Genomic DNA, 26,636 nt, shown 5'->3' with positions numbered 1-26,636 from the left:
CTTGCTCGAAATAAACAGGCTTTCCGTAGCCTATGGCAATCATTTGGCTCTCAAAGACGTCACCCTTGCTATGAAAAGTCATGAGACCTATTGCCTGGTTGGCGAAAGCGGCAGCGGAAAAACAACCTTACTCAAAGCAATTACCGGATTGCTGGGAGAGGGCGGCAGATATATTGAAGGCGAGGTCGTATTTGAAGGGAAAGAGCTCATCTCACTGCCACAGCCGGAGCTGCGAAAACTGCGCGGAGCAGCCATTGCGACCGTCCACCAGCAAGCCGGCAGCGCAATGGATCCGATCATGAAGGTGGGGAAACAATTTCATGAGGCCCTTTCGGTCAGGGCAAAAATAAGCCGAAGGGAATCCGACCGCCTGGCCCAGGAGTGTATGAAGACACTGGCTTTAAAAGAGCCGGAACGAATCCTCAAATCCTATCCCGGCATGCTGAGCGGCGGCACAATTCAAAGAGTAGCACTGGCCATGGCCATGGCGATGAACCCCACTCTGATTCTGGCGGATGAGCCCACATCTGCTTTGGATGTTACGGTACAGGTAGAAGTTGTGGGTACACTGAAAAAACTGCAGGAAAATTGCAGCGCCGCTATGCTTCTTGTAACTCATAATATAGGCGTTGTCGCCCGTATGGCAGACAAAATCGGCGTCATGCTTGACGGGCGGCTGATCGAATCGGGCTCCAAAGCTCAGGTTCTCTCCAGTCCCGCCCACCCTTATACCCACATGCTGATCAATTCGGTTTTAAACAAAAAGGGCAGGCTGCCAATGGGCCCGACGATTTACCATGAAGAGAAAACTCAAGGCTGCTCATTTTATAACCGATGTCCCCTAGGCTGCGGGCTGTGCAGGGAAACCCTTCCCCAAACCCGGGAGATTGGCTCAGACCATAGGGTTATGTGCCGATTGGCAGGAGAAAAATATGCACAGTAACATCCTGACCATTGAAAATCTGACCAAGCGCTACGAAGAGCTCACCGCTGTTGATAATGTGAGTTTCTCAATTCAAGAAGGAGAATCCATCGGCCTGGTGGGGGAGAGCGGCTGCGGCAAGAGTACTCTGGCTCGCCTGCTGTCGGGCCTGGAAGCGCCCAGTTCAGGAAAAGCACTCCTGAATGGCAAACCCATTCGCATTGAGAAAGGCCGCGGGCGGAAACACAGAGTCAATATGGTGTTTCAGGATCCCTCAGATACCTTCGCTAAGCATATGACGGTTTTTGCCTGCCTATACGAGGCGCTGTCCCATACCCGTAAAACATCTAAGGCAGAAGGGAAATCGATCATAAGGGAAACCTTGCGCATGGTAGAAATCCCGGAAGAATATATGCACCGGCGGGTACGGCAGCTCAGCGGGGGAGAGTGTCAGCGTGTGGCCATTGCCCGGGCCCTTTTAACCGAGCCTCATCTGCTGATTTTCGATGAGGCAACAAGCGCCCTTGACGTTACGGTTCAGGCACAGATTCTGCGTTTGCTGGTCAGGTTAAAGCAGGAAAAAAAGTCAACCTATTTATTTATTTCCCACGATCTGGCTCTTGTCTCGTGTCTGTGCAGCAGGGTCCTTGTGATGTACCGGGGAAAATTAGTAGAGTGCGGTACAACAGAATGCATCATGAACTATCCCCTTCATCCCTATACAGAGCTGCTCATATCCTGTGCGGAAGCTTTTATGCTGGATACTTCCGGTACCAATAAAGAACTGCCGGCCATACCATCGGCAGAGTTGAATGCTGAAGAGAGTGGATGCTGCTTCTTGGCGAGTTGCGGCAGGAGAAGGCAGGTTTGCGCCGAAAAAAGACCTCAGCTCACGGAGTGCGGGCCCGGACATCAGGCGGCTTGCTTTTTTCCCTATATAAATAACGAGAGGATAAACAGATGAGAGCATATGGACGCCTCTTGCGATACGTCGCGGCAATTAAGGGTGAGGTTGCTTTGAAGGTTCTGATTGGCTTGGCAATCAGCGCCACCTATATCGGACAGGCACTGGCCATGGCCAAAGCCGTGTCCATTGTTTTTGCGCGCAGTGATTTGCAGGCTATTGTCGCCCCGGTCCTAATCGCGCTGGCAGCGGTGCTTCTGCGCGGATTTTTGAGCCGTATGATGGAGAGCTACAGCAAGGTAGTGGCCGCTAAGGTCAAGAACAAGATAAGGCTTTTGGTCTTCGACAAGATACTCCATCTCGGTCCGGGGTATCTGAGCGATAAGCGGAGCGGGAAGGTTCAGTCCCTGGTGCTGGATGGGATCGAATCCCTGGAGCCGTTCCTCGTAAACTATATTCCCCAGATAATAACCATATCCATATCCGGTCTTGCCATCGGTATTTATCTGACGTCCCTCGATGTGGTGACAGGCCTGATCATCATTGTGTCCATGCTGCTCTGCGTTATTGTCCCCTATTTAACCGTACCGCTGGTCAGCCGCAGCATTGTGACCTACTGGCGCTCCTATGCGACCCTCAACGCCCAATATATAGATGCTGTCCAGGGGATGTCCACATTGATGGCCTTTAAAGCCAGCCGGGCCAAGGGCCGTGAACTGGCTGAAAACGCCCAGGGCTTTTATGTGCAGGCCATTCGCAATACAACCTTCTCTCTGATCGATTCAGGCCTCATGATGCTGCTGACTTCGGTCGCGTCGGCAATAACCGTGGCCATCGCCGCCTATCGGGCAGAGTCAGGGATCTTTCCCGTGATGGCGATATCCACTTTCCTGTTTCTTGCCGCGGAATGCGCCCGCCCGATGTCGGAGCTTAACGGCCACTGGCACAACAGCTTTCTGGGCTTGTCCGTGGCGGAGGAGCTTTTTGAAATCGTGGATGAAGAGCTGAAAATCACGGAAAAAGAGCATGCCGATACTGTTTCGCTGGATGGTCCCCTGCCGGCAGTTCAGTTTCAGGATGTGACCTTTGCTTATAACGAAGAGGCGAAGCCGGCCCTTGCAGGAATCAATCTGGAGATCAAAGGCGGTCAAACCATTGCCGTTGTCGGCAAATCCGGATCAGGCAAATCAACCATGGTCAATCTGCTCTTCCGCTTTTATGAGCCGACCCAGGGCAGCATCTTGATGAACGGCATAAATATAAAGGATTACGGCATCAGTTATCTGCAAAGCAAGATCGCCGTGGTGTTTCAGGATACCTATCTTTTTTACGGAACCGTGTTTGAGAATATCCGTATGTCCCACACCGATGCTGCTGATGACAAAGTCATAGCCGCGGCCAAAGCGGCCGGTGCCCATGAATTTATCATGGAGCTTCCCCAAGGCTATGCTACTGTCGTTGGCGAGCGGGGTGTCAATCTTTCCGGAGGGGAGAGGCAACGACTGGCGATTGCCCGTGCCATCCTGAAGGATGCGCCGCTGCTGATCCTGGATGAGGCGACCTCAAGTGTGGATGCCAGGAATGAAGCCCTAATTCAGAATACGCTGGATTCGCTCACCAAGGGGCGCACCACCATCATCATTGCCCATCGGCTTTCCACAGTGCAGAATGCGGACAAGATAGTTGTTTTGGATCATGGTGAGCTGGCAGAGGCAGGCACCCACGAAGAGCTATTGCTGAAGGGCGGCATATATGCCGATCTCGTTCGTGCCCAGAGAGGGGATGAGAACAATGCCTAACGGGGAAAGCAAGCATGAAACGACGCGCATTAAAAATACCCTCCGCCTTATCGCCTCCATGAAGCCCTATTCCTTGGAGATGATAGCCACCATCGTCACCACCTTTTTAAAGCACATCGGGACAATCGGCTCCGCCGGCATCGTGGCCTACATGGCGGCCTTGGCCATGGAAGGCAGACTTTTGCCTGAATTCCGCGTGCTCTTCAGCTGGCTTTGTGTTTGTATTGTTTTGAGGGCTGTTATGTATTACGGAGAGATGTGGTTCGGTCATGATGTAGCTTACCGGGTCTTGAGAGATTTCAGGATCAAGCTGTATGACAAGATGGAAACCATCTCGCCGGCCTTCGTTTTAAAGAAGCGTTCCGGTCAGATCGGGGCCACGCTGATGAGTGACGTCGAAATTCTGGAGTGGTTTCTGGCCCATACCTTCGGAAGCTTCCTGGTCGCGGTGGCAATTACGATCGTGCTGCTTGTCCTGCTGGCCAAGATTCATATCCTGCTTTCTCTGCTCATGATGATATTTTCCATATTAACCATATGGACACCCTTTCTGCTGCAGAAAAAGGCCGATGAGCAGGGCAGGCAAGTCCGTGAAAAAGCAGCCGAAGCCAATGCGGTCACCATCGAAGGCATTCAGGGATTGCGCGAGCTGCTGACTCTGAATTATCTGGAGCGCTACAAAGGGAGAAATAAGGAGAGCATGCAGAGTCTCTACGATGCGCAATTGACATACGGTAAACGGGCGGGGACGGAGAGTGCCCTGATGCAGATTTTTGTGGGGGTCTTTACTGTTGTCGTCATGGCTGTGACCGCCGTATTCGTATCTCAAAATGTTTTGGCTTTTGAGGTCTATCCCATGGTCGTCATGCTCTCCGCATTGCTGTTCAGCCCGATCATTGAAGTATGCGGCGTCGCCAGAAATCTTGGCAATGTTTTTGCCGCAGCCAACCGCATTCAGACGGTTTTTGATACCGCTCCTGTCGTAAAAGACGATGGGAAGGATATGGATTGCTCCTCGCTTCAGCATAGGGTCGTCTTCGAGCATGTTTCATTTCGCTATGATGATGACCTGGACAAGGTCCTGGACAATGTGAGCTTTGCCATAGAGCCAGGCCAGACTGTTGCCCTGGTCGGCCCCTCCGGTGCCGGCAAAAGCACATGTATCAACCTCCTGCTGCGTTATTGGGATGCTGAAGGCGGTTCCATACGCATAGGCGGCGTCGATATCCGCCACATGTCTCTGGATAACCTGCGTGACTTAACCGCGGCGGTTCTGCAGGATGTTTTTCTTTTTAATGTTTCCATCAGGGAGAATATCAGGCTGGGCAGGCCGGAGGCGACGGATGGGGAAATTGAAGAAGCGGCCAAAGCGGCCTATGCTCATGATTTCATTATGGAGCTGCCCAATGGGTACGATACGATTGCCGGGGAACGGGGTTTTTGTCTTTCCGGGGGACAGCGGCAGCGTATCGCTATTGCCCGTGCCGTACTGAAAAACCCGCCGATCCTTGTCTTGGACGAGGCCGTTTCCAGTCTGGACAGTGAGAACGAGAAATTTATTCAGCAGGCGCTGCATGATAAATTAGGCGACAGAACCACGGTTGTCGTTGCCCATCGCCTGTCCACGATTATGGCTGCGGACAAGCTGGTGGTGCTCGACAAAGGCCGCGTCGTGCAGGTTGGGCATCACAGCGAATTGATCGCTCAGGAAGGCTTTTACAAAGATCTGGTTGCCAATCAGGTTGATAAGAGCGGATTGTTGAAGTCGTGATCAAAATTCAATTAATCAGAAAAGCGGTGTGAGCAAATTGGCTATCATCAATGATTACTGGAGCACCCAAGCGGAAGCCTTTACAGAAATCAGTGTCGATGAATTAACAAGTGAGAAGAACGCGCTCTGGAAAAGCATCCTGAAACCCTTTGTTCAGACTGATCGAAAACTGGAGATTTTGGATGTAGGGTGTGGCGCCGGTTTCTTTGAGATTTTTCTGAGCTGCCTGGGCCACCACGTCACTGCCGTAGATTTTAACGGTAAAATGCTGGCAGAGGCTCGTAAAAATATAGAGAAGCTGGGCAGACCGGAGCTGACCAAGCTGATGCAGATGGACGCGCAGAACCTGGCGTTCCAGGATTCTGTATTTGATATTGTGATCAGCAGAAATATGACTTGGGTATTAGAGAACCCGCAACGTGCTTATGGTGAATGGCTCCGTGTTCTTAAGCCCCACGGGAAGCTGATTAACTTCGACGCCAACTGGTTCCTGCATCTGCGTGACGACACAGCGAGACGTAACTTTGAGGAAGGGCAGGCCGCTGTGGTTGAACATGGTTTTGAGCTCAAAGAAAGTGATCATGGCGGGGAGCTGGACAATATCTTCAGGGAGCTGCCCCTTTCCGGCTGCTGGCGGCCGCAGTGGGATTTTATGACCCTCGCCAATATGGGCTGTGAAGAGATTGCTGTGAAGTTCAGCCTTCCCAAAGGATTGTATGATGAATATTATGAGCAATTATATAAGGCAATTCCGACATTCATGCTCTGTGCGGTGAAGACAGGCTGAGAAAATTATAAAAAATATCCCCCCAAGGGGCTTGCAGGATAAGGAAAGAATTGTTAAGCTAGGCTTAGATTCAGGAGTTGACGATGGATGGGAATTGTCACCCTATCATAGTATAACGAAGACCATGGAGGTCTGTTTACCCTAACTAGAGGGCGGACACTCCATGGTCTTTTGGCATTGCATTGGATTTTCATCAGGTTGTTAGGTTCTCAAATCCTGATATTGGATTTCCTTGGCAGGATTCAATATACCTTCTCTTCTTGCTCATTTTTTGGTCCCATTTGGGTCTGGGATCAATAAAATGGGTTTCTTTTCTAAACTGGCTTGTTTTAAAAAAATAGGCTTGAGTGTATAGATGGGAAGCTTGGTAATACAATCAATAGAATTAAAACCTATCGGGATATCACCCTGCCGGAAGAAGAAAAGCTTAAGGGCTATATTAAAGCACTGGCGGGGACGGCTCTATCTATGAAGCTATCGATAAGAATATTAAGGATATTGGAAAAATAATACCCCTGGGGGGCTTGTAGGATAAGAGAAGAATTGTTAATTTATAGATAGCTTTTTGAAAGTTCTCAGCGAGATTATTTCAGTGTAGGTAAATCTTCATAGTGTAACGAAGACCATGGAGGTCTTTTTCCCTAATATAGGGAGGATACTTCATGGTCTTTTTGTAATATTTAGTGAGAAATCCGATTCTTTTGGTGATTTCAGTTTGACTGATATTGATATTGGATTCCCTTGGCAGGGTTCAATATACCTTCTCTTCCTTGCTCATTATTGATCTTTTTGGGTCAGAGATTAATAAATGAGTTTTTTCTTAAACAATAAAGTTCAGCATAATGCTGTCTAAAACATATATAAGAATATTTAAAAAAGTAAAAAGAGGAGATGAATGTTTTGAAAAAATGGTTGCTATTTTTGATGATTCCGCTTCTTATTCTGACAGGATGCGCAAGTCAGGTATCTCAGAATCCCGGTCAGGAAGACGGCGGTAAAGAGAATAGTGCAGAGAAAAGTACACAGGTGATTGCCGATATGATGGGAAGAGAAGTGGAGGTGCCGACAAAGATAAACTCCATCATCTGTACCGGTGCCGGTGCTCTGCGGCTGATCGCTTATGCCCAGGCCACGGATCTCGTGATTGGCATTGAAGATACCGACAAGAGCGGAGTGATAGGGCGGCCTTATAACTATGTTTATCATGATCAGTTCAAAGACCTCCCCAGTATCGGCAAGGGCGGCGGCCGAGGCTATACCGCCTATGAAGAGCAGATAATCGCCCTGCAGCCGGATGTCATTTTCTGTAGTTATACCAGTGACGCTCTTGACCAGCTTGCCGCCAAGACAGGTATTCCTGTAGTATCTACCGCTATTCAGGGCAATTTATTTGAAGAAAATACCGTTGAATCCCTGAAATTAATAGGTGAAATATTGGGGAAAGAAGAACGCTGTGCTGAGGTGATTGCTTATCTGGGCCAATATGAGGCCGACCTCAATAACCGTACTAAGGATATTCCGGAGGCAGACAAACCGACGGTGTATGCCGGGGCTATATCCAATCAGGGGGGCCGGGGATTTGCCGGAACCTACGGTGGCTTGGGCCCCCTTAAAGCGATTAATGTCAGTGGTGTCATGGATGAGGTAGGAAAGAAAGAAGGCTTTGAAGTGGATTGGGAACAGATTCAGGTCTGGGATCCTGATGTTATCTTCCTTGACCCCGGCAATATAAGTCTGGTCAATGAAGAATATGCAAAGAAGCCCGATTATTTCAATTCTCTGCGCGCGGTGACAGAAGAAAATGTTTACTCGATCATCAGCTTTAATAATTATACGACCAATATTGAAACGGCAATTGCCGATGCCTACTATGCGGGTAAGGTACTGTTCCCCGAGAAGTTTGCCGACATTGATATGGAGGCTAAAGTGGATGAGATCTATAAAAAGTTCTTAGGAAAGGGGATCTATGCCGATATGAAGGAGGCTGGATTATCCTTTGGAAAGATTACACTTGGTCAATAAGGGGAGTAAGCTTCACTACCGGGAAGCTTACGGAAAGTATATGGCCAGAAAAAGGTTTGTCATCCTGGTACTGATTGCCCTGCTGCTTGGTGTGGCTTTGTTTTCGATTACAGCCGGCTCTGCCGGTCTGACTCTGGGAGAGGTCTTCAGGACATTCATGGGTACAGGCACGGCTCAGGCCCAGGCCATTGTTTGGAATGTACGCCTGCCCCGCATCCTTACCGCCATCGTGGTGGGGGGAGCCTTGGCTCTGGCAGGCTGTGTCATGCAAAGTGTGCTGCGCAATCCCCTGGCCTCGTCATCAACCTTAGGCATCTCTCATGGGGCTGCTTTCGGGGCTGCCATTGCTATCGTTTATTTTAGCGCGGGTTCTCAGCATAATGCTGCGGGAAGCGGAGCCATCAGTATTACCAACCCCTATCTGGTCACAGCATGCGCTTTTATGGGGGGGATGATTTCCGTATTCGTTATTTTAGTCTTGTCCCGGATCAAAACTGTTACCCCTGCCGCCATGGTCTTAGCCGGCGTCGCTCTTTCTTCTCTGTTTCGCGGGGGGGTTGCCTTGGTTCAATACTTTGCCGACGATGTGGCGTTGGCTTCGGCAGTCTATTGGACTTTTGGCGATCTTGGACGCACCAGCTGGCATGAAATTGGGCTGATCCTTATCATTCTTGGTCCGACTTTTGTCTATTTTATGTTTAACAGCTGGAGTTACAATGGGATACAAAGTGGATCGCAGACGGCACGGAGTTTGGGGATCCATGTGGATCAGCTGATTATAGTCAGTATGGTGCTGGCTGCCCTGCTGGCGGCCAGTGCGGTATCTTTCGTGGGCATTATTGATTTTGTGGGGTTGGTGGCACCCCATATGGTCAGAAAGTTTGTGGGCAGCGATTACCGGTTTTTACTGCCGGCTTCCATGCTGGCCGGGGCTTGCATCCTGCTGCTAAGTGATCTTTGTTCCCGAACCATCATAGCCCCCATCGTGCTGCCTATTGGTGCCATAACCTCATTTCTCGGTGCACCGCTGTTCATCTATCTCATTTACAAGGGGGCGAAAAAATAAATATGCTGAAAGTTCAGGAGCTAAGCTTTCAATATGGCTCCCGCCTTGTCCTGGAGGATATGCATTTCGAGGCTCCCTACGGACATTGTGTGGCCATTCTGGGCAATAACGGCGCAGGAAAAAGCACCTTGATCAAATGCCTCAATAGAATACTGTCCCCACGCTCTGGCCAGGTTCTTCTGGATGAACGGGATTTGTGCAGCATGTCCCGCACCAATGTGGCGAAAGAGATGGCTTATGTAGCCCAGCATAGTGAAACCGCACGGTTTACGGTTTATGATGCGGTGATGCTGGGACGCAAACCCTATATCAGGTTCAGTCCTACGGAAGCAGATTATGAGATCGTTCATGGCATGATCGAAAAGTTGGAATTAAGCCAGATGTCGTTGGCTTATATCGATGAGCTTTCCGGCGGGGAACTGCAAAAAGTCATGCTGGCCCGGGCTTTGACCCAACAGCCTAAAGTGCTGTTGCTGGATGAACCGACGAGCAATCTGGATTTGAAAAATCAGCATGATATGCTTGGCTTGGTAGGGAAAATTGCCAAGGAGGAAAACATCTGTGTCCTCATGGTCATTCATGATCTGAATCTTGCCCTGCGCTATTGCGACCGGTTTCTCTTTATTAAAGACGGAGGAATTTATGCCTATGGCGACGAAGAAATTATGAATGCCAAGGTTATCGGCGAAGTGTACGGCATACCGGTGGCTATAGAATATGCCCATGGGGCCAAAATAGTCGTGCCCTTCCCTGAACAAGGTGTTAAAGCGAATAAAGCATAATGTAAAGAGCATAATGCATCATCATAAAGCATCAATTAAGGAAAGGAATAGGTGATTATGGATAAGCAGTTGTGGGAAAAGGCGGTGGCCTTTCATGGTCATGAATGTCCGGGGTTAGCGATTGGTTTCAGAGCATGTGAAGCAGTTCAGGAAAAAATGGGCCTTAAGTTTTCTCAGGATGAGGAAGTCGTGTGTGTAACGGAAAATGATGCCTGCGGAGCAGACGCCGTGCAGGTGATTACGGGGTGCAGCTTTGGTAAAGGTAATCTGATCTATCGCGGCACCGGGAAAATGGCCTTCAGCTTCTTCAGCAGAAACACCGGAGAAAGTATGCGCATCGTTCTTAAGCCCTCTTCAAGTGAAATGGATCGTCAGGAACGTCAAAACTATATCCTGACTGCTCCTATGGATGATGTCTTTGAGTTTAAAAAGCCTGGTTTTACCTTGCCTAAGCAGGCCCGCCTCTTTAAGACGGTGATCTGTGAAGTCTGCGGAGAAGGCGCGCCTGAGCATAAAATGAGGCTCCAGGAGGGGAAAAAGGTGTGTCTCGATTGCTTTGAGGATTATTCAAGAGGATATTGATAGTCAAGCCTTGGGACAGAGTTCATTTGAAAATTGTAAATTGTTTTTTAGATAACCCCGTAGTTGTATTGGCTGCGGGGCTTCTTGTGCCCAACAATTTGTCCAAACAAAAGGTGGTTTTTCTTTGAATTTTTATGCTAAGAATTTACTTGCGAAAATGGTATAATGGGTTTGTCTGGAAAAGTGTACACTAGTATGAGCGTTTTGAACGTATCGAATCCTGAAGGATTGGGGAGGGGGGAGACCCTCCTTTAGGGGATTATGTGTAGGGGATGGTTAACGTGAACTTAGACAAAAGACTAGTGGAGAGTATCCAAAACATTGGGCAAAAATATGCAGTTGAAAGAATTATTCTCTTCGGCTCCCGTGCCAGAGGAGATAATAAAGGGCTTAGTGATATTGATTTGGTCATTTTTCCACTGCCTGAATTCGATAAACGAGGAAGCCTTCTTAGTGAGTTCGATGACCTAAGAACCCTTTTGAAATTAGATATCTTATTCCACGATAAACATATGGATTCACGTTTGCTGGAAAATATCAAGAAAGAAGGTGTTACCCTCTATGAGCGAACCCTACACTAAGTTAGATAATTTTGAGAAAGCATATGCGCGACTCAAAGAGGGAAGTAACCGGTATGACGGAAATGATGATTTAATGAGAGATGGATTAATACAGCGTTTTGAGTTTACTTTCGAGTTAGCATGGAAAACTTTGCAGGCCGTCTTTGAGGACGAAGGGTTAATCGGTCTAAATTCTCCAAAGAGAATCTTACGAGAGGCCTTCGCCACTGAAGTCATTGGGAATGAGGAGTTATGGCTTTCCATGCTGGACGATAGGAATGCTACTGTTCATATTTACAACGAAATGACTGCAGTAAGGATTTGTCAAGATATAAAGGGAAAATATGTCCCTGCTTTTGGTGAATTAGTAGAACGAATTCGAGAACGGTTAAGTGAGTAGTTCGTCCACGGTGATACTATGAAATAGAATAAGCATTCGTAAGTACGAAAAGGCCCCTTGCCAGGGAAAATGAGTTCACCGGCAAGGGGTCTTTTTAGCTTATAGATAAGTGGGGGTATAAGGATATCCCTATACTAATACGTCAAGTTTACTGCCAAGATGAGGATTAACAGATGACTCCATCTCACCGGACATCCCCGCTGTCATAGCCAAGAGAGAATTCGTCTGCTCCTGAGAAGCATTCATAACCATCTTCATGACCGATAGCGACGCCTGCTGTTTGAGCTGAACCTGATTGGAAACGACGGATAAAGCGGCTATATCCATGGGCAATCCCTCCTCTGGATCTACTATAGCACAGCCTGGCGGTTTAGCCAAACCTTTTTCAATGAGCACAAGGGTCTTTTTCTTTGCGTTTCTTTGTGAATTTAAACCGAGGCCAGAACAACCTTACCCTGTCTCAAACTTTCCTGCACATCGATAACCCGCTGGTTCTCCGAACCCCTAAAGGGTAAGAGAAGGTTCCTTTCAGCCAATTGGAAAGGCCCGTCCACCAGGAGGTCCGTCTGTTCCAGCAAGAGAGCCCAGGCGGGGTTCTGTTCACTTGAGGCAGTGAGTTCTTCATAGGTATATCCTGAGTAAGTCATGACATGGAAGCCTCTCTGCCGGGCGGACTGTGCCAGCAAGGCAAAGCCGGCCGCCTGGGCAAAGGGTTCCCCGCCGCTTAAGGTGATGCCGTCTAGAAGAGGGTTCATGGCTAAACGCTGAAGAATTTCCGCGATGGCAACACTTTTTCCTCCTTCGTAAGCATGAGTCTCAGGATTATGGCAGCCGGGACAGTGGTGGGGACAGCCCTGGGCGAACACCACCAGGCGTATGCCCGGGCCATCCACAATGGACTCCCCGATGATTCCTGCGATCCGGATGCAGGAGTCCATCATTAAAGCGTCCCTTTCTCACCGATGGAGGAGTCAAGGCAATTCAGGTGTTTAATCCGATCCCGGACTTCGGCTTTTTTGGCGTCGTTAAAGCGATCCAAGGTTCCCACCAGATAGCCGGTGATACGGCGGATGCGCTCAAAGGGAGCAGTGCTTTCTTCGCGGCCGCAGCGGGGGCATTCGTTGCCGATGATTCCTGTATATCCGCAGACGGGATCCCGATCCACAGGATGATTGACAGCACCGAAGCCGATGCCGGATTCTTTCATGCAACGGACAATTTTCTCAAAAGCCTCCAAGTTTTGAGTGGGATCGCCATCAACCTCCACATAAGTGATATGGCCGGCGTTGGTCAGCTCATGGTAGGGGGCTTCAATCGTGATTTTGTGAAAGGCGCTGATCGGGAAGCTGACGGGGATATGGAAGCTGTTGGTGTAGTATTCTTTGTCTGTGATACCGGGGATGCTGCCGAAAAGCTCCCGGTCCATTTTGATGAAGCGGCCGGAGAGGCCCTCGGCAGGAGTGGCCAAGAGAGAGAAATTCAGCCCGTATTCCCGTCCTGCTTCATCCATGCGCCGGCGCAGTTGCTGAACAATCTCCAGTCCCAGCTCCCGTGCCTCTTCCGATTCCCCGTGATGCTGCCCGGTTAAGACCATAAGGCATTCAGCCAGTCCGATAAAGCCCATGGAAAGGGTGCCGTGCTTCAGCACTTCGCGAATTTCATCATCCCAGCCCAGTTGGTCGGAATCCAGCCAGATTCCCTGTCCCATCAGGAAGGGGAAGTTCTTGACTTTTTTACGGGCTTGAATTTCAAAACGTTCCAGGAGCTGATTGATAACCAGGTCGATTTTCTCATCCAGCATGGCGAAGAATTCGGTGCGGCTTTGGTGGCTTTTGATGGCAAGACGGGGGAGGTTAATGGTGGTGAAGCTGAGATTTCCCCGTCCAAAGATGGTTTCCCGGGAAGGGTCGTAAATATTGCCGATCACCCTGGTGCGGCAGCCCATGTAGGCAATTTCCGTCTCAGGCCTGCCGGGGACATAGTATTGCAGGTTAAAGGGAGCATCAATAAAGGAGAAGTTGGGGAAAAGTCTTTTGGCACTGACCCGGCAAGCCAGCTGGAATAAATCGTAGTTAGGATCACTGGGATTATAATTAACCCCTTCTTTCACTTTGAAGATATGGATAGGGAAGATGGGGGTTTCGCCGTTGCCCAGACCTGCTTCGGTGGCCAGGAGCAGGTTTTTGACCACCATACGGCCTTCCGGGGTGGTGTCCGTGCCGTAATTGAGGGAGCTGAAGGGAATTTGGGCTCCGGCACGGCTGTGCATGGTATTGAGGTTATGGACCAAAGCTTCCATAGCCTGATAGGTTTTTTTATCCGTCTCGGCAAGAGCTTTTTTGACGGCAAACTCCTGAGCTTTGCGGATGGTAGGCATGTCCAGCTTAAGATTAGGCAGGGTTTGAAGCAGTGCGGCTTCCTGCTCAAAATAATCCGGGTCAGAGGAAAGGGTAGGTGTATGCCCTTGGTTGGCAAGGGCTGAGAATACATCCTTGAGATGGGCTTCCAGCTCTTCCTGATCCACATCCTGATGGATTAAAAGCTCGCAGGCTTTAAGCAGGTTCTGTCTATAAAGCTTAATATAGGTTTTGGCTACTCCCGGCGCCATACCGTAATCAAAATTAGGAATGCTTTGGCCGCCGTGTTGATCGTTTTGGTTGGACTGAATAGCGATACAAGCCAAAGCACTGTAGCTCTGGATATCATTGGGTTCTCTTAAGAAGCCGTGGCCGGTCCCAAAGCCTTCTTTGAAAAGTTTAATAATATCGATCTGGCAGCAGGTAGTGGTGAGGGTGAGAAAATCCATATCATGGATGTGAATATCTCCTTCTTTGTGGGCTTTGGAGTGTTCGGGCTTTAAGACAAACATCTCATTAAACTGTTTAGCTCCTTCGGAGCCGTAGCGCAGCATGGTGCCCATGGCGGTATCTCCGTCAATGTTGGCATTTTCCCGCTTCATATCATTATCTTTGGCTTCTTTAAAAGTCAGCTCCTCATAGACCTTCATAAGCCGGGTATCCATTTCCCGGACACGGGTCCGTTCCGCCCGATAGAGAATGAATTCCTTGGCTGTGCGGGCGTGGCCTCTTTCGATCAGGATCTTTTCCACAGCATCCTGAATTTCTTCCACAGAGGGGACTTTTTTATGTAGGTTAACCTCAAGGTAGTTGACCACTTCTTCCGCAAGAAGGAGAGAGGATTGATAGTCCTTGCCTCCTGTGGCACTGGCTGCCTTAAAGATAGCGTTGGCTATTTTTTCAATGTTAAAAGGAGCTTCCCGTCCGTCGCGCTTGCGAATCTTAGTAATCAAATACAATCTACCTCTTTTCTCAATCTGATCTCTTATCATCGTTCAGGGACTCATGATGACATCCGAAACAAAAACTTCCCGACAGAGATGCCGAGAAGCTAAAAACAACATGCCGTTAGCAGCCCAACATACTCTATCCTCCGTAGAGTTGGTGGTATACACATAGGCAGGTCTTCTGACTTAGGATCATCTATACTTCTTACCTTCCCGAAACCCTTTCAGTGGTAATGCCAAGAAGTATATTTCCCTTACAGCGGCGGGACCGTGCCGGCCTCTAACCGGCTTCCCTTTTCAACTGTGGTTGTACAGTCACCTATGAGATTCCTTATTAATGAACCAGTCTCATTATACATCAAAATCTCGTTGAACACCATATATAGATGAAAGTTTATAAAAAAACACTATATATAGGGGTGTGCAACCGAAAACCAGTTGAGCTAAGACTGATAAAATCATATCTTAAAAGCAAGGGGACTGTCAACGATCTAAATCACATTATCTAATTACATGAGCCAAATTATATGATCTGAATTATATTACCGAAATTACATTATCTCACCATGATATTCCTGCAGGGATTTAACCACGGTTTTATTGGCTGCCGCCTCCTGAGATGCGGCAATTCCTTTGGCGCTGGCTAAGGCGGCCGGGGTGGTGGTGATATAAGGGATCTTATACTTAATGGCGGTCTTGCGGATGTAGGAATCATCTTTGAGGCTGCGTTTGCCGATGGGGGTGTTAATGACCAATTGGATCTCGCCGTTCATAATACCATCAGTGATATTGGGACGGCCTTCCTCAATTTTATGGATGAATTCGGCGTCAATGCTATGATCCTGAAGGAATTTCCGGGTCCCCTGAGTGGCTTTGATCTTAAAGCCCAGCTTGAGGAATTCCTGGGCGATTTCGATGACCCCTGAAGAGCGGTCCTGTTCGGCAATGCTCATAAGGACGGTTCCGCTGAAGGGCAGGGAGGAGTGGGTTGCTTCCTGAGCCTTGAAATAGGCCAGGCCGAAGGAATTGGCCATGCCCAAAACCTCTCCGGTGGAACGCATTTCCGGGCCGAGGACGGGATCTACTTCAGGGAATTTGTCAAAGGGGAAGACCGCTTCTTTGACGCCGTAATGGGAGATCTGAGCAGGCTTGAAGTTGGTTGCGATATCGTTCTTTTGCCCGGTATAATCAGCCAGTATCAACTCCGTGGCCAGCCTGGCCATGGGGGTGTTGCAGATTTTGGAGACCAGGGGTACGGTGCGGGAAGCTCTGGGATTGGCCTCTAAGACGTAGACCTTATCCTCGGCGATGGCGTACTGGATATTCATAAGCCCTACCACATGGAGTTCCTGGGCAATCCGCTGGGTATAATCGATAATGGTGCGCAAATGGCGGTCGGCAATGGTCAGGGGAGGAATGACGCAGGCACTGTCTCCGGAATGGATCCCCGCCAGCTCGATGTGCTCCATAACGGCAGGGACGAAGGCATGAGTACCGTCTGAGACGGCATCGGCTTCTGCTTCGATGGCATTCTCCAGGAATTTATCGATAAGAATGGGGCGTTCCGGGGTGATGTCCACGGCGGCGGCCACATATTCCCGCAGCTGTTCTTCATCAAAGACAATTTCCATGCCCCGGCCTCCCAGGACATAGGAGGGACGAACCATGACGGGATAACCGATCATCTCCGCCGCTGCCAAAGCTTCCTCCAGAGTGCTGGCCATACCTGCCTGGGGCATGGGGATAGCCAGTTTCTCCATCATTTTGCGGAACTGATCCCGATCCTCAGCCTGGTCGATGACTTCCGGTACGGTACCGAGAATTCTTACTCCCGCCTCCTGGAGCTGGGCGGCGATATTCAGGGGTGTCTGGCCTCCGAATTGGACGATGGCGCCGATGGGGCGTTCTTTTTCATAGATGCTTAAGACATCCTCCACAGTCAGGGGCTCGAAATATAGCTTATCCGAGGTGTCATAATCGGTGGATACGGTCTCGGGGTTGCAGTTGATCATGATGGTTTCATAGCCCAGGTTTTTTAAGGCAAAAGCGGCGTGAACGCAGCAGTAGTCAAATTCGATGCCCTGGCCGATGCGGTTGGGGCCGCCGCCCAGGATGAGGACCTTTTCCCTCTGGCTGGTGGTGACCTTGTCCGGGGCATTATAGGTGGAGTAATAATAGGAGGCGTTGTTTACCCCGCTTACAGGTACGGCATCCCAGGCCTGGGTCAACCCCAGCCCCAGGCGCTGCCGGCGGACTTGCGTCTCAGAAATACCTAAGAGCTGGGCCAGATAGCGGTCGGCAAAACCATCCTTTTTGGCTTGGATCAGGAGCTCGGCGGGGAGCTCCCGGCCTTGATACTCCAGGATCTTTTCTTCCAGGTCCACCAATTCCTTCATTTGTTCAATGAACCAGGTCTTGACATAGGTGATGGCGGCAAGCTCCGCCGGATCAGCCCCTTGGCGGAGGGCTTCGTACATCATAAAATGCCGTTCACTGGTAGGGGTTTTCAGCAGCTCCAGAAGCTCGGGGAGGGTCTTGGTGTTGAAATCTTTGGCAAAGCCTAAGCCGTAACGGCCTATTTCCAAACTGCGAATGGCTTTTTGGAAGGCTTCTTTATAGTTTTTGCCGATGCTCATGACTTCACCCACGGCCCGCATCTGGGTGCCCAGTTTGTCTTCCACACCCTTGAACTTTTCAAAGGCCCAGCGGGCGAACTTGATCACTACATAGTCACCCCAGGGAGTATATTTATCCAGGGTTCCCTCCCGCCAGTAGGGGATTTCATCCAGGGTCAGGCCGGCGGCCAGCAGGGAAGAGATCAGGGCAATGGGGAACCCGGTGGCTTTGGAAGCCAGGGCGGAGGAGCGGGAGGTACGGGGGTTGATCTCGATGATCACCACCCGGTCGGTTTTGGGATCATGGGCGAATTGGACATTGGTCCCACCGATGACTTCGATGGCTTCCACGATAGAGTAGGCGTATTTCTGAAGCCTTTCCTGAAGCTCCTGAGAGATGGTCAGCATGGGGGCGCTGCAGAAGGAATCCCCGGTATGGACGCCGATAGCGTCGATGTTTTCGATGAAGCAGACGGTGATCATTTGGTTTTTGGAGTCCCGGACCACTTCCAGCTCCAGCTCTTCCCAGCCCAGGACGGATTCTTCCACCAGAACCTGTCCGATCATGCTGGCGGAGATGCCCCGGTTCACGATGGTTTTTAATTCTTCCACATTGTAGACCAGGCCGCCCCCGGTGCCGCCCAGGGTGTAAGCAGGACGAATCACCACGGGATAGCCCAGCTCCTGAGCGATTTTCTCGGCTTCTTCCACAGTGTAAGCAGGGCTGCTTTTGGGCATATCGATACCCAGGCGTTCCATGGTCTCCTTGAAGGCGATGCGGTCTTCCCCCCGCTCGATGGCATCCAGCTGTACCCCGATGACTTTCACGCCATAGTGATCGAGAATTCCCGCTTTGGCCAGTTCGGAACTCAGATTTAGCCCGGATTGTCCTCCTAAATTGGGCAGAAGGGCATCGGGGCGCTCTTTCTCGATGATCTCGGTGATTCTCTGGACATTGAGAGGCTCGATGTAGGTAGCATCAGCCGTACCGGCATCCGTCATAATCGTGGCGGGATTGGAGTTCACCAACACCACTTCATAACCTAAGTTTTTGAGGGCTTTGCAAGCCTGGGTTCCTGAATAGTCAAATTCGGCAGCCTGCCCGATGACGATGGGGCCGGAACCGATGATCATTATCTTCTTAATATCTTCTCTCTTAGGCATCTTGATCAACCACTCCTTACTTTCTATTGAAGGGAATACGTGCAGAAAAACCTTATATAATTATACATTATTATGCATAAATATAATATCTGTAGACTGAAAAATACAGTGTTTTTTTAAAGAATTGATAGCCTAGAGAGAAGCAACTTGGTAAGAGAAATTCCTCCATATTTTTGCTACTATTTAATAGCAAATGGTGTTATAATAAAAAAGGGTGATAAAAATTGCTGGACCAAAGACACTTCCCTTCGCCTTGGATAAGGAGGAATAGCATCGTGAAAAAATACTGTGATATTTGCCAATGTGAGCAAGAAACACAAGTTGACAATAAGAGGGAGACTTTTTCTGTTCGTGGGGAAGAAATAGAGACCGTTTCCGATATTCGCATTTGTTCAATCTGCAGAAATGAGCTTTTCGATGAAGAGCTGGATACCAAGAATCTGGAGAGGGTTTATCAAGCCTATCGCAACAAACACAATTTGCTTTCACCTTTCGAAATAAAGCAAATCCGTGAATCCATTGGCTCGGGAAGAACTGTCGCTTCACTACTGGGATGGAGCCAGGCTACCTTTGTGCGTTATGAGGGAGGAGCCATACCGAGTGCATCTCATCATGAGCAATTATTGCGTTTGAAAAATGATCCCACTTATCTCAACTATCTTTATGACAGTAATAAAAACAAACTGACCGATAGAGAAAAGAGAAAAATCTTAGCCCAAATCGATAAGACAGATCCAGCGGCGGAGCAAGATCCGGTTGATTTTTTGAATAAACGTTTCGCTCCATTTTATAACAAGGGGATTACAAATATTGAATTTGATTTTGAAAAACTTGCTGCTCTGGTTCAGATATTTGCTGTAACGAATAGGGAATTAGTGAAGACGAAGTTGCAAAAGCTTCTTTATTATGCTGATAACCTTCATTTTAAGCGTTATGGATATCCCATAACGGGGCTGGTCTATATTCACCATCATTTTGGCCCGGTTCCTGTAAATCATGATTTAATCCATTGGGTACTTGAAAGTGTAGGAGTCATTGAAACAAAGCCCTATGACGGACTATACGAGGGTGAGATATTGATGCCAACAGAAAGGGGAAATCAAGACCTGTTTTCTAATGAGGAGCTGGAAGTAATTTTTGCCATAGCTGAATATTTCAAGGATTTTTCGGCAACGAAGATATCGGATTTTTCTCATAAGGAAAAAGGGTATATAGAAACGGCTCAAAGAGAGATCATACCCTATCGTTATGCAAATGATTTAAAGTTGAGTTAACCTCCGTTTTCTTCAGACAGGATGACGGTGTCCTCAGTCAAACGTTTTTAGACAATAATCGTGGTTATAAATAAGTAGATGCTGGTAAAAAACAATAAAAGATAGATAAGCTGCTGCATCCGCTGTTGATTGAGCCGGACAAAGACAAATTGTCCAAGCACAATTCCCAGCACCAGAAAAGGAAGAGAAATCAGGGTGGACTTCCAGACTATGGCGGAATTGCCGTAAAGAAAGGTTTGCATGAGAATGCTGAGCAAATTGATGAAGACAAAGTAGGCGACGGTTGTACTGCGTATGGTGGCCTTATCAAGATCGGTTCCCGCATAATAGATCATCAGGGGGGGACCGGGCATACCGATGCTGGTGGTGAGAAATCCGGAACAGACCCCCATCAGGAATTCTTTGGTGTTGCTTTCTTTAAAGCAAATTTTAGCAGCCAATAAACAGGTCGATATCAGCAGCAATACACTGATCAAGAGTTTCAAGGGACGTACATCCAGAAAAATAAAGATAAGGATTCCCGGCAGCGTTCCCAGTAAGCTGCCCATGATTAATCTCTTTAAAGTGGCTGCTTTAACAGTATGGCGGATTTTATAGATCATCATCAGGGAGATGATGAAGGCAAGTAGAATATTCAGTTGGATGGCGTCACGGGGGTCAAGCAAGAGAAGCAGGAAAGGAATGGACATGATGGCAAATCCGAATCCGGTGGCGGCCTGCATGGTTGAAGCGATGAGTACGATTAATATAAGGGCATAGGTGTTCATGGTCGATCCTCCCTGGTAGCCTGCATTAAGGACTGTATTCTGCACTCATCCGGCTTGGAAGCATAGGCTGTATATCAGAAGTATAGCTTATGCCGGTGCGGGACGGTATGCAAAAAGGGGGCGTGTGGAAAGCTTGGTTCCGACACGCCCCTCCTTTATGCGGCGAAGTTAAGACTTCAGTAGTTAAGATTTCATAGAAAATTAGCCCTGAAATTAGCCCTAAGCAGCCGGCCTATGGAAGCAGATGATTCACTAAAAGCAGCTCCACATAGTCCTGATTGCGCAGGGCTGCAGCATTGGCCTCATCAATATCGATATGCATCTCCAGGGTAAAGTTATGGCTGACGCGAATCAGGGTTTCCCTGAAGACTAATCCCCGGGGGCCAGGTGCAGTGACGCTGACCCGGTCCCTGTCTTTGACTCCGAAACGTGCAGCATCGGTGCTATGCATATGGATATGCCTGGCGGCGGCGATCACCCCTTCCGGTAAGGTGAGGGAGCCTGAAGGGCCAACCAGAGTGATCCCGGCTGAGTTGGCCAGATCGCCGGAATCCCGGACGGGTGGGGTGATACCGAGCTTGATCCCATCAGAAACCGAGAGCTCCACCTGAGTCTGAGGGCGGACCGGTCCTAAAATACGCACGTTTTCAATAACTCCTTTGGGTCCCACCAGGGTTACCCTTTCTTCACAGGCATATTGCCCGGGCTGGGAGAGGTCTTTTTTTATTTTAAACGAATAGTTGGGGCCGAAGAGGGTTTGGGCGTCTTCCTGGGACAAATGGACATGGCGGTTGGATATGGCCACGGGAATCTGATTTATCTTAGGGAGGGGGCGGATTTGTTCCATGACGGCTTCAGTAATCATGGCAATAAGCTGATTATGCTCCATGTATCTCACCTGCACTTGCTTGATGATGACTAACCGATCTTCAGTTGCTGAAGAACCTGTTTAACCACATCGTCGATATCGTCTGATTTGATGTCCCAGGAAGTTGCCTTGGTCGGCGGCAGAAGTGGGGAAACATTGCCTTGGGTAGCCGGCACCTTATGGAAAGCCACTTTTTTAAGACCATAGGTCAGATGTTTAATATTGATCAAATGCTGAGGTCCTAAGTTCTCCGAGATGCTGCTGCCGCCCCATGTGCCGCAACCAAGGGTTAAAGAGGGCATGATGCCGGTGGTTTGGCCGATGCCGCCAAGGGCTGAAGGTGTATTGACGATAATCCGGAAAACCGGTTTAGCCAAAAATTCCCGAATCACCTGCTCGTTTTGGGAATGGATCGCACAAGAATGGCCGATTCCCCCCAACTTTAAAAGCTCAATGCTGAGATGACAGGCTTCTTTCCAATCCTGAACCACATAGAAGCCTAATACAGTGGTAAGTTTCTCGTGGGAGAGGGGATAATCCTTGCCGTAACCCTCCATGGGGGCAATGAGCAGGGCTGTATCGGCAGGAATGCTGATCCCTGCCCGTTGGGCGATGACGGCAGGGGATTGTCCGACTAAGGCGTTATTCATACTGCCGTTGGCATGGATGACCACCCGGCCCACCTTTTGAACTTCTTCCGGAGAGAGGAAGTAAGCGCCCTGGTTTTGCAGCTCTTTGATCACCTCATCTTTAATCGGCTGGTCGGCAAGAATCGCTTGCTCTGAAGCGCAGATCATGCCATTATCAAAGGTTTTGCTGACCATAATATCATTGACGGCCTGCTTGATATCCGCCGAGCGCTCGATAAAGACGGGAACATTGCCCGATCCCACCCCAAAGGCCGGCTTGCCGGCACTGTAGGCCGATTTAACCAGTCCCGGTCCCCCGGTGGCGATAATCGCGGCGACGTCGGGATGATGCATAAGCTCATGGCTGGCCTGCAGGGAGGTCATGCTGAGGCAGGAGCAGACCCCGTCGGGAGCCCCGGCTTTGACGGCAGCCTCATTGATCAGACTGGCAGTGGCACACCCACATTGAACAGCAAAGGGATGGGGGGAAAAGACGATGGCATTGGCTCCCTTGATGGCGCAAAGAGCATTGTGAATGATGGTCGAGGTGGGATTGGTACGGGGAGTAATTCCTACCAGTACACCCATGGGGGCGGCATAGCGGATGACTTTCCGGTCGGGGTCTTCACTGATGGTACCGATGGTTTTGATATGTTTTGTGGATTCATAGACATCCCGCGCAGCAAAAAGGTTTTTGGCGATTTTATGCTCAACGATCCCGTATTCAGTCTCCTGGCAAGCCATCCGTGCCAATCCTTCGGCATTCTCTTCAACAGCGGCAACGATGGACGCCAGGATCTTATCAATCTGCTGCTCATTAAAATGAGCTAAGTGGAGTTGGGCTTCCTTGGCCTTTTGGACAAGATTACGGGATTCTTGAATAGAAGCTAAGTCCGTATCTAATACCACGAGGAATCATCCTTTCCAATTACGCCTTCCCTGAATCATCATGGGGAAGAATCATTTCAACTTCTGTATGGGGTCTGGGAATGACATGAACGGATTTCAATTCACCTACCCGCTGGGCAGCGGCAGCACCGGCATCTGTAGCGGCTTTGACCGCTCCGACATCCCCACGGACCATGACGGTGACGAGACCGCCTCCGACGAGAACTTTACCAATTAAATGAACATTGGCTGCTTTGACCATGGCGTCGGCGGCCTCGATGGCGCCAACCAAACCTTTTGTTTCAACCATTCCTAAGGCATCTTGTTGCATTGCGTTCCCTCCTAAGGTTTAACTTCAATTACTTGGCTTTCGGCAGGATCATTTCCACCTCGCCATGAGGTCTGGGAATAACATGGACGGAGATCAACTCGCCCACCCGCTGGGCGGCAGCGGCACCGGCATCTGTAGCGGCTTTGACTGCACCGACATCGCCGCGGACCATGACGGCAACGAGACCGCCGCCGACCAGCACATTGCCGATTAAGTGAACATTGGCGGCTTTGACCATGGCATCTGCTGCCTCAATGGCACCAATGAGACCTTTGGTTTCGATCATTCCTAAAGCTTCCTGTTGCATAGTAAAATCCTCCTTTTTAAATTGGCTGCTACTCTGTGGGTATTACAGAGTACTGGGTCAGCAGACATAAAACAGCTTGACTTTGTCTGCAGCAGTCAAGATTATCTTGGCCTGGGCGGGAATATAGAGTGTATCGCCGGCTTGGGCCGTATAGCAGCGGTTATCAATACAACATTCCAAAGTGCCTTCGATGATGTAATTCAGCTCATCCCTGGCCGGAGTCAAACTATAACTGGTTTTGTCAAGAGCCATGATCCCTGCCGAATAGAGGGGGCACTCTTTTTTGTTGAATAGTTCTTTAATCTTGATCTGGTCCCTGGGGTTGCCGGTAGCAAAATCCTCTAGAATAAGGCTGTTCCCCTTTACAATTCTTAAACCACCGGGATCGGCTTCTTTTTGAGGCTGTGCAGGTGAGCCGGACCGATTGAGGCAAACCATGACCTCCTCAATAATGCGGGATACCAAGGCCGGATCGAGAGGGGAGGCCGGGGAGAAGGCCGGAGACGGAGCAACAGTTGGCGGCAGAGAAACAGGGTGGGCTGTGATTTGAACGCCCAGCTCCTTGGCAGCATCCCGGGCAGCCGGGGTGATCAGGTCTGCCTCAGAGATCGTGAGGATTTTTTCAGGGGTTTCCGATGCTTTTTTAATGTCAGCTGCGGTAATTAAGGCTTTCAAGCGTCACTTCACCTCCTTTGTGACGGACCTTCTGCCGGGTCGGAATTCTCAACAAAGACATCGTTTCAAATGGTCATGAGGGGAAGGGATCACGACCTTATCCACAAGCATTCCTCTTTCCGAAGCCAGCATAACCCCTGCGGCAACGGAGGATTCCACCGAGGCCACGTCCCCGGTGAGGGTAACAAAGGATTTTCCGCCGATGCCCATTCCGATCCGTATTTCCACCAGGTCCACCTGACCGGTTTTGGCAGCAGTATCGGCGGCCACTATGAGTGAGGCAATGGAAAAGGTTTCAATAATACCCAGGGCCTTGATCAGGGTAAGGGGCGTGGCGGCTGAGATAGCGGTGAGAACCTGCGGATGAACGTTGGGGAGAATAAAATCATCAAGGACCGAGTGGGCGGCCATAGTTTTTCCGGCAGTTACCGAGCTTTGCACAGCGGCTACATCACCGCAAATCAGAACGATATATTTTCCCGGACAAACCGGCTTGGCCTCCAGGAGATCGACTTGGGCCGCTTTCAGCATAGCATCGGCGGCTTCGATGCCTCTGGCAATACTGTTGACTTCCACTAAACCGATGGATTCCATGGCTGTGTTTCACTTCCTTTCCGTGCAGAGATAAGGATACTATCCGTGATTTCCTGGACGACGCCGTCGATGCTGGCATGGAGATAAGACCCCAGACCCTTGGCAGGGGGTGAAGCTATGGGGTCTCCTTTTTTTACCTTTTGTCCTGCTTTAACGGTAGGCACACTGGGGGCACCCACATGCTGGCATAATTTTATGGCCACACGGTCAATGGGATAGTCCCTTTCCTGTAAAGGTGCATTCCGGTCATAGTCCTGGAGAGCCAGCCGGCTGATCAGGCGCTTTACAGGTATTTTGCGATGGGGCTGGAGGGGATCAACGGCTTGGTCTGCCGGGGAGGGGGAAGGTTTTATCCCTAACCTGGTCAGCTCTTTTTTGAGCAGGGCATTGACGGCCCGGGGGGAGAGCCCCATGATGCAGGCGTATTGCTCGCAAACCCCGCATTCGGAGCAGGCAAAAGCCATCTTCATCGTCTCCTCCTGCCCTTGGCCATAGTTAACCATCCGCATGATTTTATGGGGTTCAAGCTGATGCCCCAGCAAATAGCGGGGACATAAATCTGTACAAAAACGGCACTGAACACAACTGACCCGGGATTGGCGCAGAACTTTGTCGGCAGGCAGGGTTTTCAGCCTCAGCAAAGGATGTTCCCGGGGCAGGACAATTAATCCCTTGGTAGTTTTGGTGATGGGCTGATGGAGATCCGCGACGATTTTTCCCATCATGGGACCGCCTTCAATGACCTGCATGCCCCCTGAATCATGGTAACCGGCCATAGCCAGGGCTTCGCTTATGGCGGTGCCAATGGGCAATCTTAAGGTCAACGGCTGATTGACCTCGCCGGTGATGGTGAGGTAGGTATCAGTCACCGGTTGATCGGCAACAGCATCAACAGTATTGAGCAGGGTCTCCACATTATGGACGACACAGTCCACTTTAAGAGGAATACTGCCCTGGGGTACGAGACGTCCTGTGGATTCATAGACAGTAACATGCTCGTCACCGGCCGGATAAAAATCATCCAGGATGTGGATGCGGATGGGCTTGCCGCTGATTTCTTTTTCCAGGGCACTGATGGCATCGTGATACTTGTGCTTAAGGGAGATGATCCCCTCCTTGGCCCCGGTGACGGACATCACCAGTTCCAAACCCATGACCACTTTCGAGGCTTGCCCCGCCATCAGCTGCTGGTCAACCCGGAGCAGGGGTTCACACTCAGCCCCATTGACAAGAACGGTCCGGGCTTTTGAATTGACCTTGACATGGGTCGGAAAGCCTGCACCCCCAGCGCCAACCACACCGGCTTTTTTAATTTTTTCGATCAATTCTTCACGCATGCTTGGACACCTCGGCCAGTTTATCTTTCTCCTCATCGATGATCCCGACTATGGTCGAGTCGATGGGGGAGTCGTTAAAGTTATCCATATTTCGTGCTGAGCTGCCTTCAGTAACCAGGACTTTCTCGCCGATGCCTGCGCCGATAATGTCGGCGGCAACAATGATGGGACCTAATTCACCATGGGGCCGGTCAAGGAGCTGCACGATCATCAGCTTGGTTCCGATCAGAGAATCCGCTTTGCGTGTAGCCCAGATACTGTTGAGGACTCTTCCAATTCGCATAAGTT

The 26,636-nt window shown here is 49.7% G+C and carries 25 protein-coding genes and 1 riboswitch; of the genes, 12 read left to right on the top strand and 13 right to left on the bottom strand.

Annotated features, from left to right (window positions below):
- The first annotated feature begins 1 nt into the window (after window position 1).
- From DESLBE_RS14895 to DESLBE_RS14845, 11 genes are all read left to right on the top strand, one after another.
- A complete protein-coding gene (locus tag DESLBE_RS14895) occupies window positions 2–943 on the top strand; it encodes an ABC transporter ATP-binding protein (RefSeq protein ID WP_015942703.1) in 942 nt (313 codons plus the stop codon).
- Entirely contained in the window at window positions 933–1,886 is a 954-nt protein-coding gene (locus tag DESLBE_RS14890; protein WP_015942704.1) for an oligopeptide/dipeptide ABC transporter ATP-binding protein, read from the top strand. Before DESLBE_RS14895 ends, DESLBE_RS14890 begins: the two co-directional genes overlap by 11 nt.
- Window positions 1,883–3,625, top strand: coding sequence for an ABC transporter ATP-binding protein (locus DESLBE_RS14885; protein WP_015942705.1), 1,743 nt, complete (start codon window positions 1,883–1,885; stop codon window positions 3,623–3,625). Before DESLBE_RS14890 ends, DESLBE_RS14885 begins: the two co-directional genes overlap by 4 nt.
- Window positions 3,618–5,396, top strand: a complete 1,779-nt coding sequence (locus tag DESLBE_RS14880) for an ABC transporter ATP-binding protein (RefSeq protein WP_015942706.1) — start codon at window positions 3,618–3,620, stop codon at window positions 5,394–5,396. The genes DESLBE_RS14885 and DESLBE_RS14880 overlap by 8 nt, the downstream gene beginning before the upstream one ends.
- 28 nt (window positions 5,397–5,424) lie before the next feature.
- The gene (locus DESLBE_RS14875) at window positions 5,425–6,183 is read left to right on the top strand and encodes a class I SAM-dependent methyltransferase (protein WP_015942707.1); all 759 of its coding nucleotides are present in this window, start codon (window positions 5,425–5,427) and stop codon (window positions 6,181–6,183) included.
- 900 nt (window positions 6,184–7,083) lie between these two features.
- The gene (locus DESLBE_RS14870) at window positions 7,084–8,205 is read left to right on the top strand and encodes an iron ABC transporter substrate-binding protein (protein ID WP_015942708.1); all 1,122 of its coding nucleotides are present in this window, start codon (window positions 7,084–7,086) and stop codon (window positions 8,203–8,205) included.
- Window positions 8,195–9,271 (top strand): iron ABC transporter permease, encoded by a 1,077-nt coding sequence (locus tag DESLBE_RS14865; RefSeq protein ID WP_018307197.1) that lies wholly within the window; start codon window positions 8,195–8,197, stop codon window positions 9,269–9,271. Before DESLBE_RS14870 ends, DESLBE_RS14865 begins: the two co-directional genes overlap by 11 nt.
- Before the next feature lie 2 nt (window positions 9,272–9,273).
- Complete coding sequence (locus DESLBE_RS14860) at window positions 9,274–10,053, top strand: ABC transporter ATP-binding protein (RefSeq protein ID WP_015942710.1); 780 nt, start codon at window positions 9,274–9,276, stop codon at window positions 10,051–10,053.
- 57 nt (window positions 10,054–10,110) lie between these two features.
- Window positions 10,111–10,635: an FmdE family protein gene (locus DESLBE_RS14855; protein WP_005810340.1), complete on the top strand. Its 525-nt coding sequence runs from the start codon at window positions 10,111–10,113 to the stop codon at window positions 10,633–10,635.
- Window positions 10,636–10,907: 272 nt separating this feature from the next.
- Window positions 10,908–11,216 (top strand): nucleotidyltransferase domain-containing protein, encoded by a 309-nt coding sequence (locus DESLBE_RS14850; protein ID WP_005810336.1) that lies wholly within the window; start codon window positions 10,908–10,910, stop codon window positions 11,214–11,216.
- Window positions 11,197–11,595, top strand: coding sequence for a nucleotidyltransferase substrate binding protein (locus DESLBE_RS14845; RefSeq protein WP_005810333.1), 399 nt, complete (start codon window positions 11,197–11,199; stop codon window positions 11,593–11,595). Before DESLBE_RS14850 ends, DESLBE_RS14845 begins: the two co-directional genes overlap by 20 nt.
- A 129-nt stretch (window positions 11,596–11,724) precedes the next feature.
- On the opposite strand, the gene DESLBE_RS14840 is transcribed toward DESLBE_RS14845, so the two are convergent.
- The 4 genes from DESLBE_RS14840 to carB form a co-directional block, all read right to left on the bottom strand.
- On the bottom strand, window positions 11,725–11,922 hold the full coding sequence (locus DESLBE_RS14840) for a YjfB family protein (protein ID WP_015942711.1): 198 nt from the start codon (window positions 11,920–11,922) through the stop codon (window positions 11,725–11,727).
- A gap of 101 nt (window positions 11,923–12,023) precedes the next feature.
- On the bottom strand, window positions 12,024–12,536 hold the full coding sequence (gene nrdG / locus DESLBE_RS14835; RefSeq protein ID WP_005810328.1) for an anaerobic ribonucleoside-triphosphate reductase activating protein: 513 nt from the start codon (window positions 12,534–12,536) through the stop codon (window positions 12,024–12,026).
- Entirely contained in the window at window positions 12,536–14,905 is a 2,370-nt protein-coding gene (locus tag DESLBE_RS14830; protein ID WP_015942712.1) for an anaerobic ribonucleoside triphosphate reductase, read from the bottom strand. The genes nrdG and DESLBE_RS14830 overlap by 1 nt, the downstream gene beginning before the upstream one ends.
- A gap of 147 nt (window positions 14,906–15,052) precedes the next feature.
- Window positions 15,053–15,237: riboswitch (cobalamin riboswitch) on the bottom strand.
- A 213-nt stretch (window positions 15,238–15,450) separates the two neighbouring features.
- Window positions 15,451–18,678, bottom strand: coding sequence for a carbamoyl-phosphate synthase large subunit (gene carB / locus DESLBE_RS14825; RefSeq protein WP_015942713.1), 3,228 nt, complete (start codon window positions 18,676–18,678; stop codon window positions 15,451–15,453).
- Window positions 18,679–18,953: 275 nt separating this feature from the next.
- On the opposite strand from carB, the gene DESLBE_RS14820 reads away from it, so the two are divergent.
- Complete coding sequence (locus DESLBE_RS14820; protein ID WP_015942714.1) at window positions 18,954–19,952, top strand: type II TA system antitoxin MqsA family protein; 999 nt, start codon at window positions 18,954–18,956, stop codon at window positions 19,950–19,952.
- A gap of 47 nt (window positions 19,953–19,999) precedes the next feature.
- On the opposite strand, the gene DESLBE_RS14815 is transcribed toward DESLBE_RS14820, so the two are convergent.
- From DESLBE_RS14815 to DESLBE_RS14775, 9 genes are all read right to left on the bottom strand, one after another.
- A complete protein-coding gene (locus DESLBE_RS14815) occupies window positions 20,000–20,719 on the bottom strand; it encodes a sulfite exporter TauE/SafE family protein (RefSeq protein ID WP_015942715.1) in 720 nt (239 codons plus the stop codon).
- A 232-nt stretch (window positions 20,720–20,951) separates the two neighbouring features.
- Window positions 20,952–21,608, bottom strand: coding sequence for a phosphate propanoyltransferase (locus DESLBE_RS14810; RefSeq protein WP_015942716.1), 657 nt, complete (start codon window positions 21,606–21,608; stop codon window positions 20,952–20,954).
- Window positions 21,609–21,637: 29 nt separating this feature from the next.
- Window positions 21,638–23,125, bottom strand: coding sequence for an aldehyde dehydrogenase family protein (locus DESLBE_RS14805; RefSeq protein WP_015942717.1), 1,488 nt, complete (start codon window positions 23,123–23,125; stop codon window positions 21,638–21,640).
- A gap of 19 nt (window positions 23,126–23,144) precedes the next feature.
- Window positions 23,145–23,435 (bottom strand): BMC domain-containing protein, encoded by a 291-nt coding sequence (locus DESLBE_RS14800; RefSeq protein ID WP_005810303.1) that lies wholly within the window; start codon window positions 23,433–23,435, stop codon window positions 23,145–23,147.
- 28 nt (window positions 23,436–23,463) lie between these two features.
- On the bottom strand, window positions 23,464–23,742 hold the full coding sequence (locus tag DESLBE_RS14795) for a BMC domain-containing protein (protein WP_005810301.1): 279 nt from the start codon (window positions 23,740–23,742) through the stop codon (window positions 23,464–23,466).
- A 57-nt stretch (window positions 23,743–23,799) separates the two neighbouring features.
- Window positions 23,800–24,417 carry an ethanolamine utilization protein EutQ gene (locus tag DESLBE_RS14790; RefSeq protein ID WP_015942718.1) on the bottom strand — a complete coding sequence of 206 codons (618 nt, stop codon included), beginning with the start codon at window positions 24,415–24,417 and terminating at the stop codon, window positions 23,800–23,802.
- Window positions 24,418–24,465: 48 nt separating this feature from the next.
- Entirely contained in the window at window positions 24,466–25,011 is a 546-nt protein-coding gene (locus DESLBE_RS14785; protein WP_015942719.1) for a BMC domain-containing protein, read from the bottom strand.
- Window positions 24,993–26,348 carry a 4Fe-4S dicluster domain-containing protein gene (locus DESLBE_RS14780; RefSeq protein ID WP_015942720.1) on the bottom strand — a complete coding sequence of 452 codons (1,356 nt, stop codon included), beginning with the start codon at window positions 26,346–26,348 and terminating at the stop codon, window positions 24,993–24,995. The genes DESLBE_RS14785 and DESLBE_RS14780 overlap by 19 nt, the downstream gene beginning before the upstream one ends.
- Complete coding sequence (locus tag DESLBE_RS14775; protein ID WP_015942721.1) at window positions 26,341–26,631, bottom strand: EutN/CcmL family microcompartment protein; 291 nt, start codon at window positions 26,629–26,631, stop codon at window positions 26,341–26,343. Before DESLBE_RS14775 ends, DESLBE_RS14780 begins: the two co-directional genes overlap by 8 nt.
- Window positions 26,632–26,636 lie beyond the last annotated feature (5 nt).

This window comes from Desulfitobacterium sp. LBE (genome assembly GCF_007830365.1).
In the GTDB taxonomy this organism is placed as follows: Bacteria; Bacillota; Desulfitobacteriia; order Desulfitobacteriales; family Desulfitobacteriaceae; genus Desulfitobacterium; species Desulfitobacterium hafniense.
The sequence above is the reverse complement of the archived record's forward strand: the minus strand, read 5'-3'. Positions and strand labels throughout refer to the sequence as shown.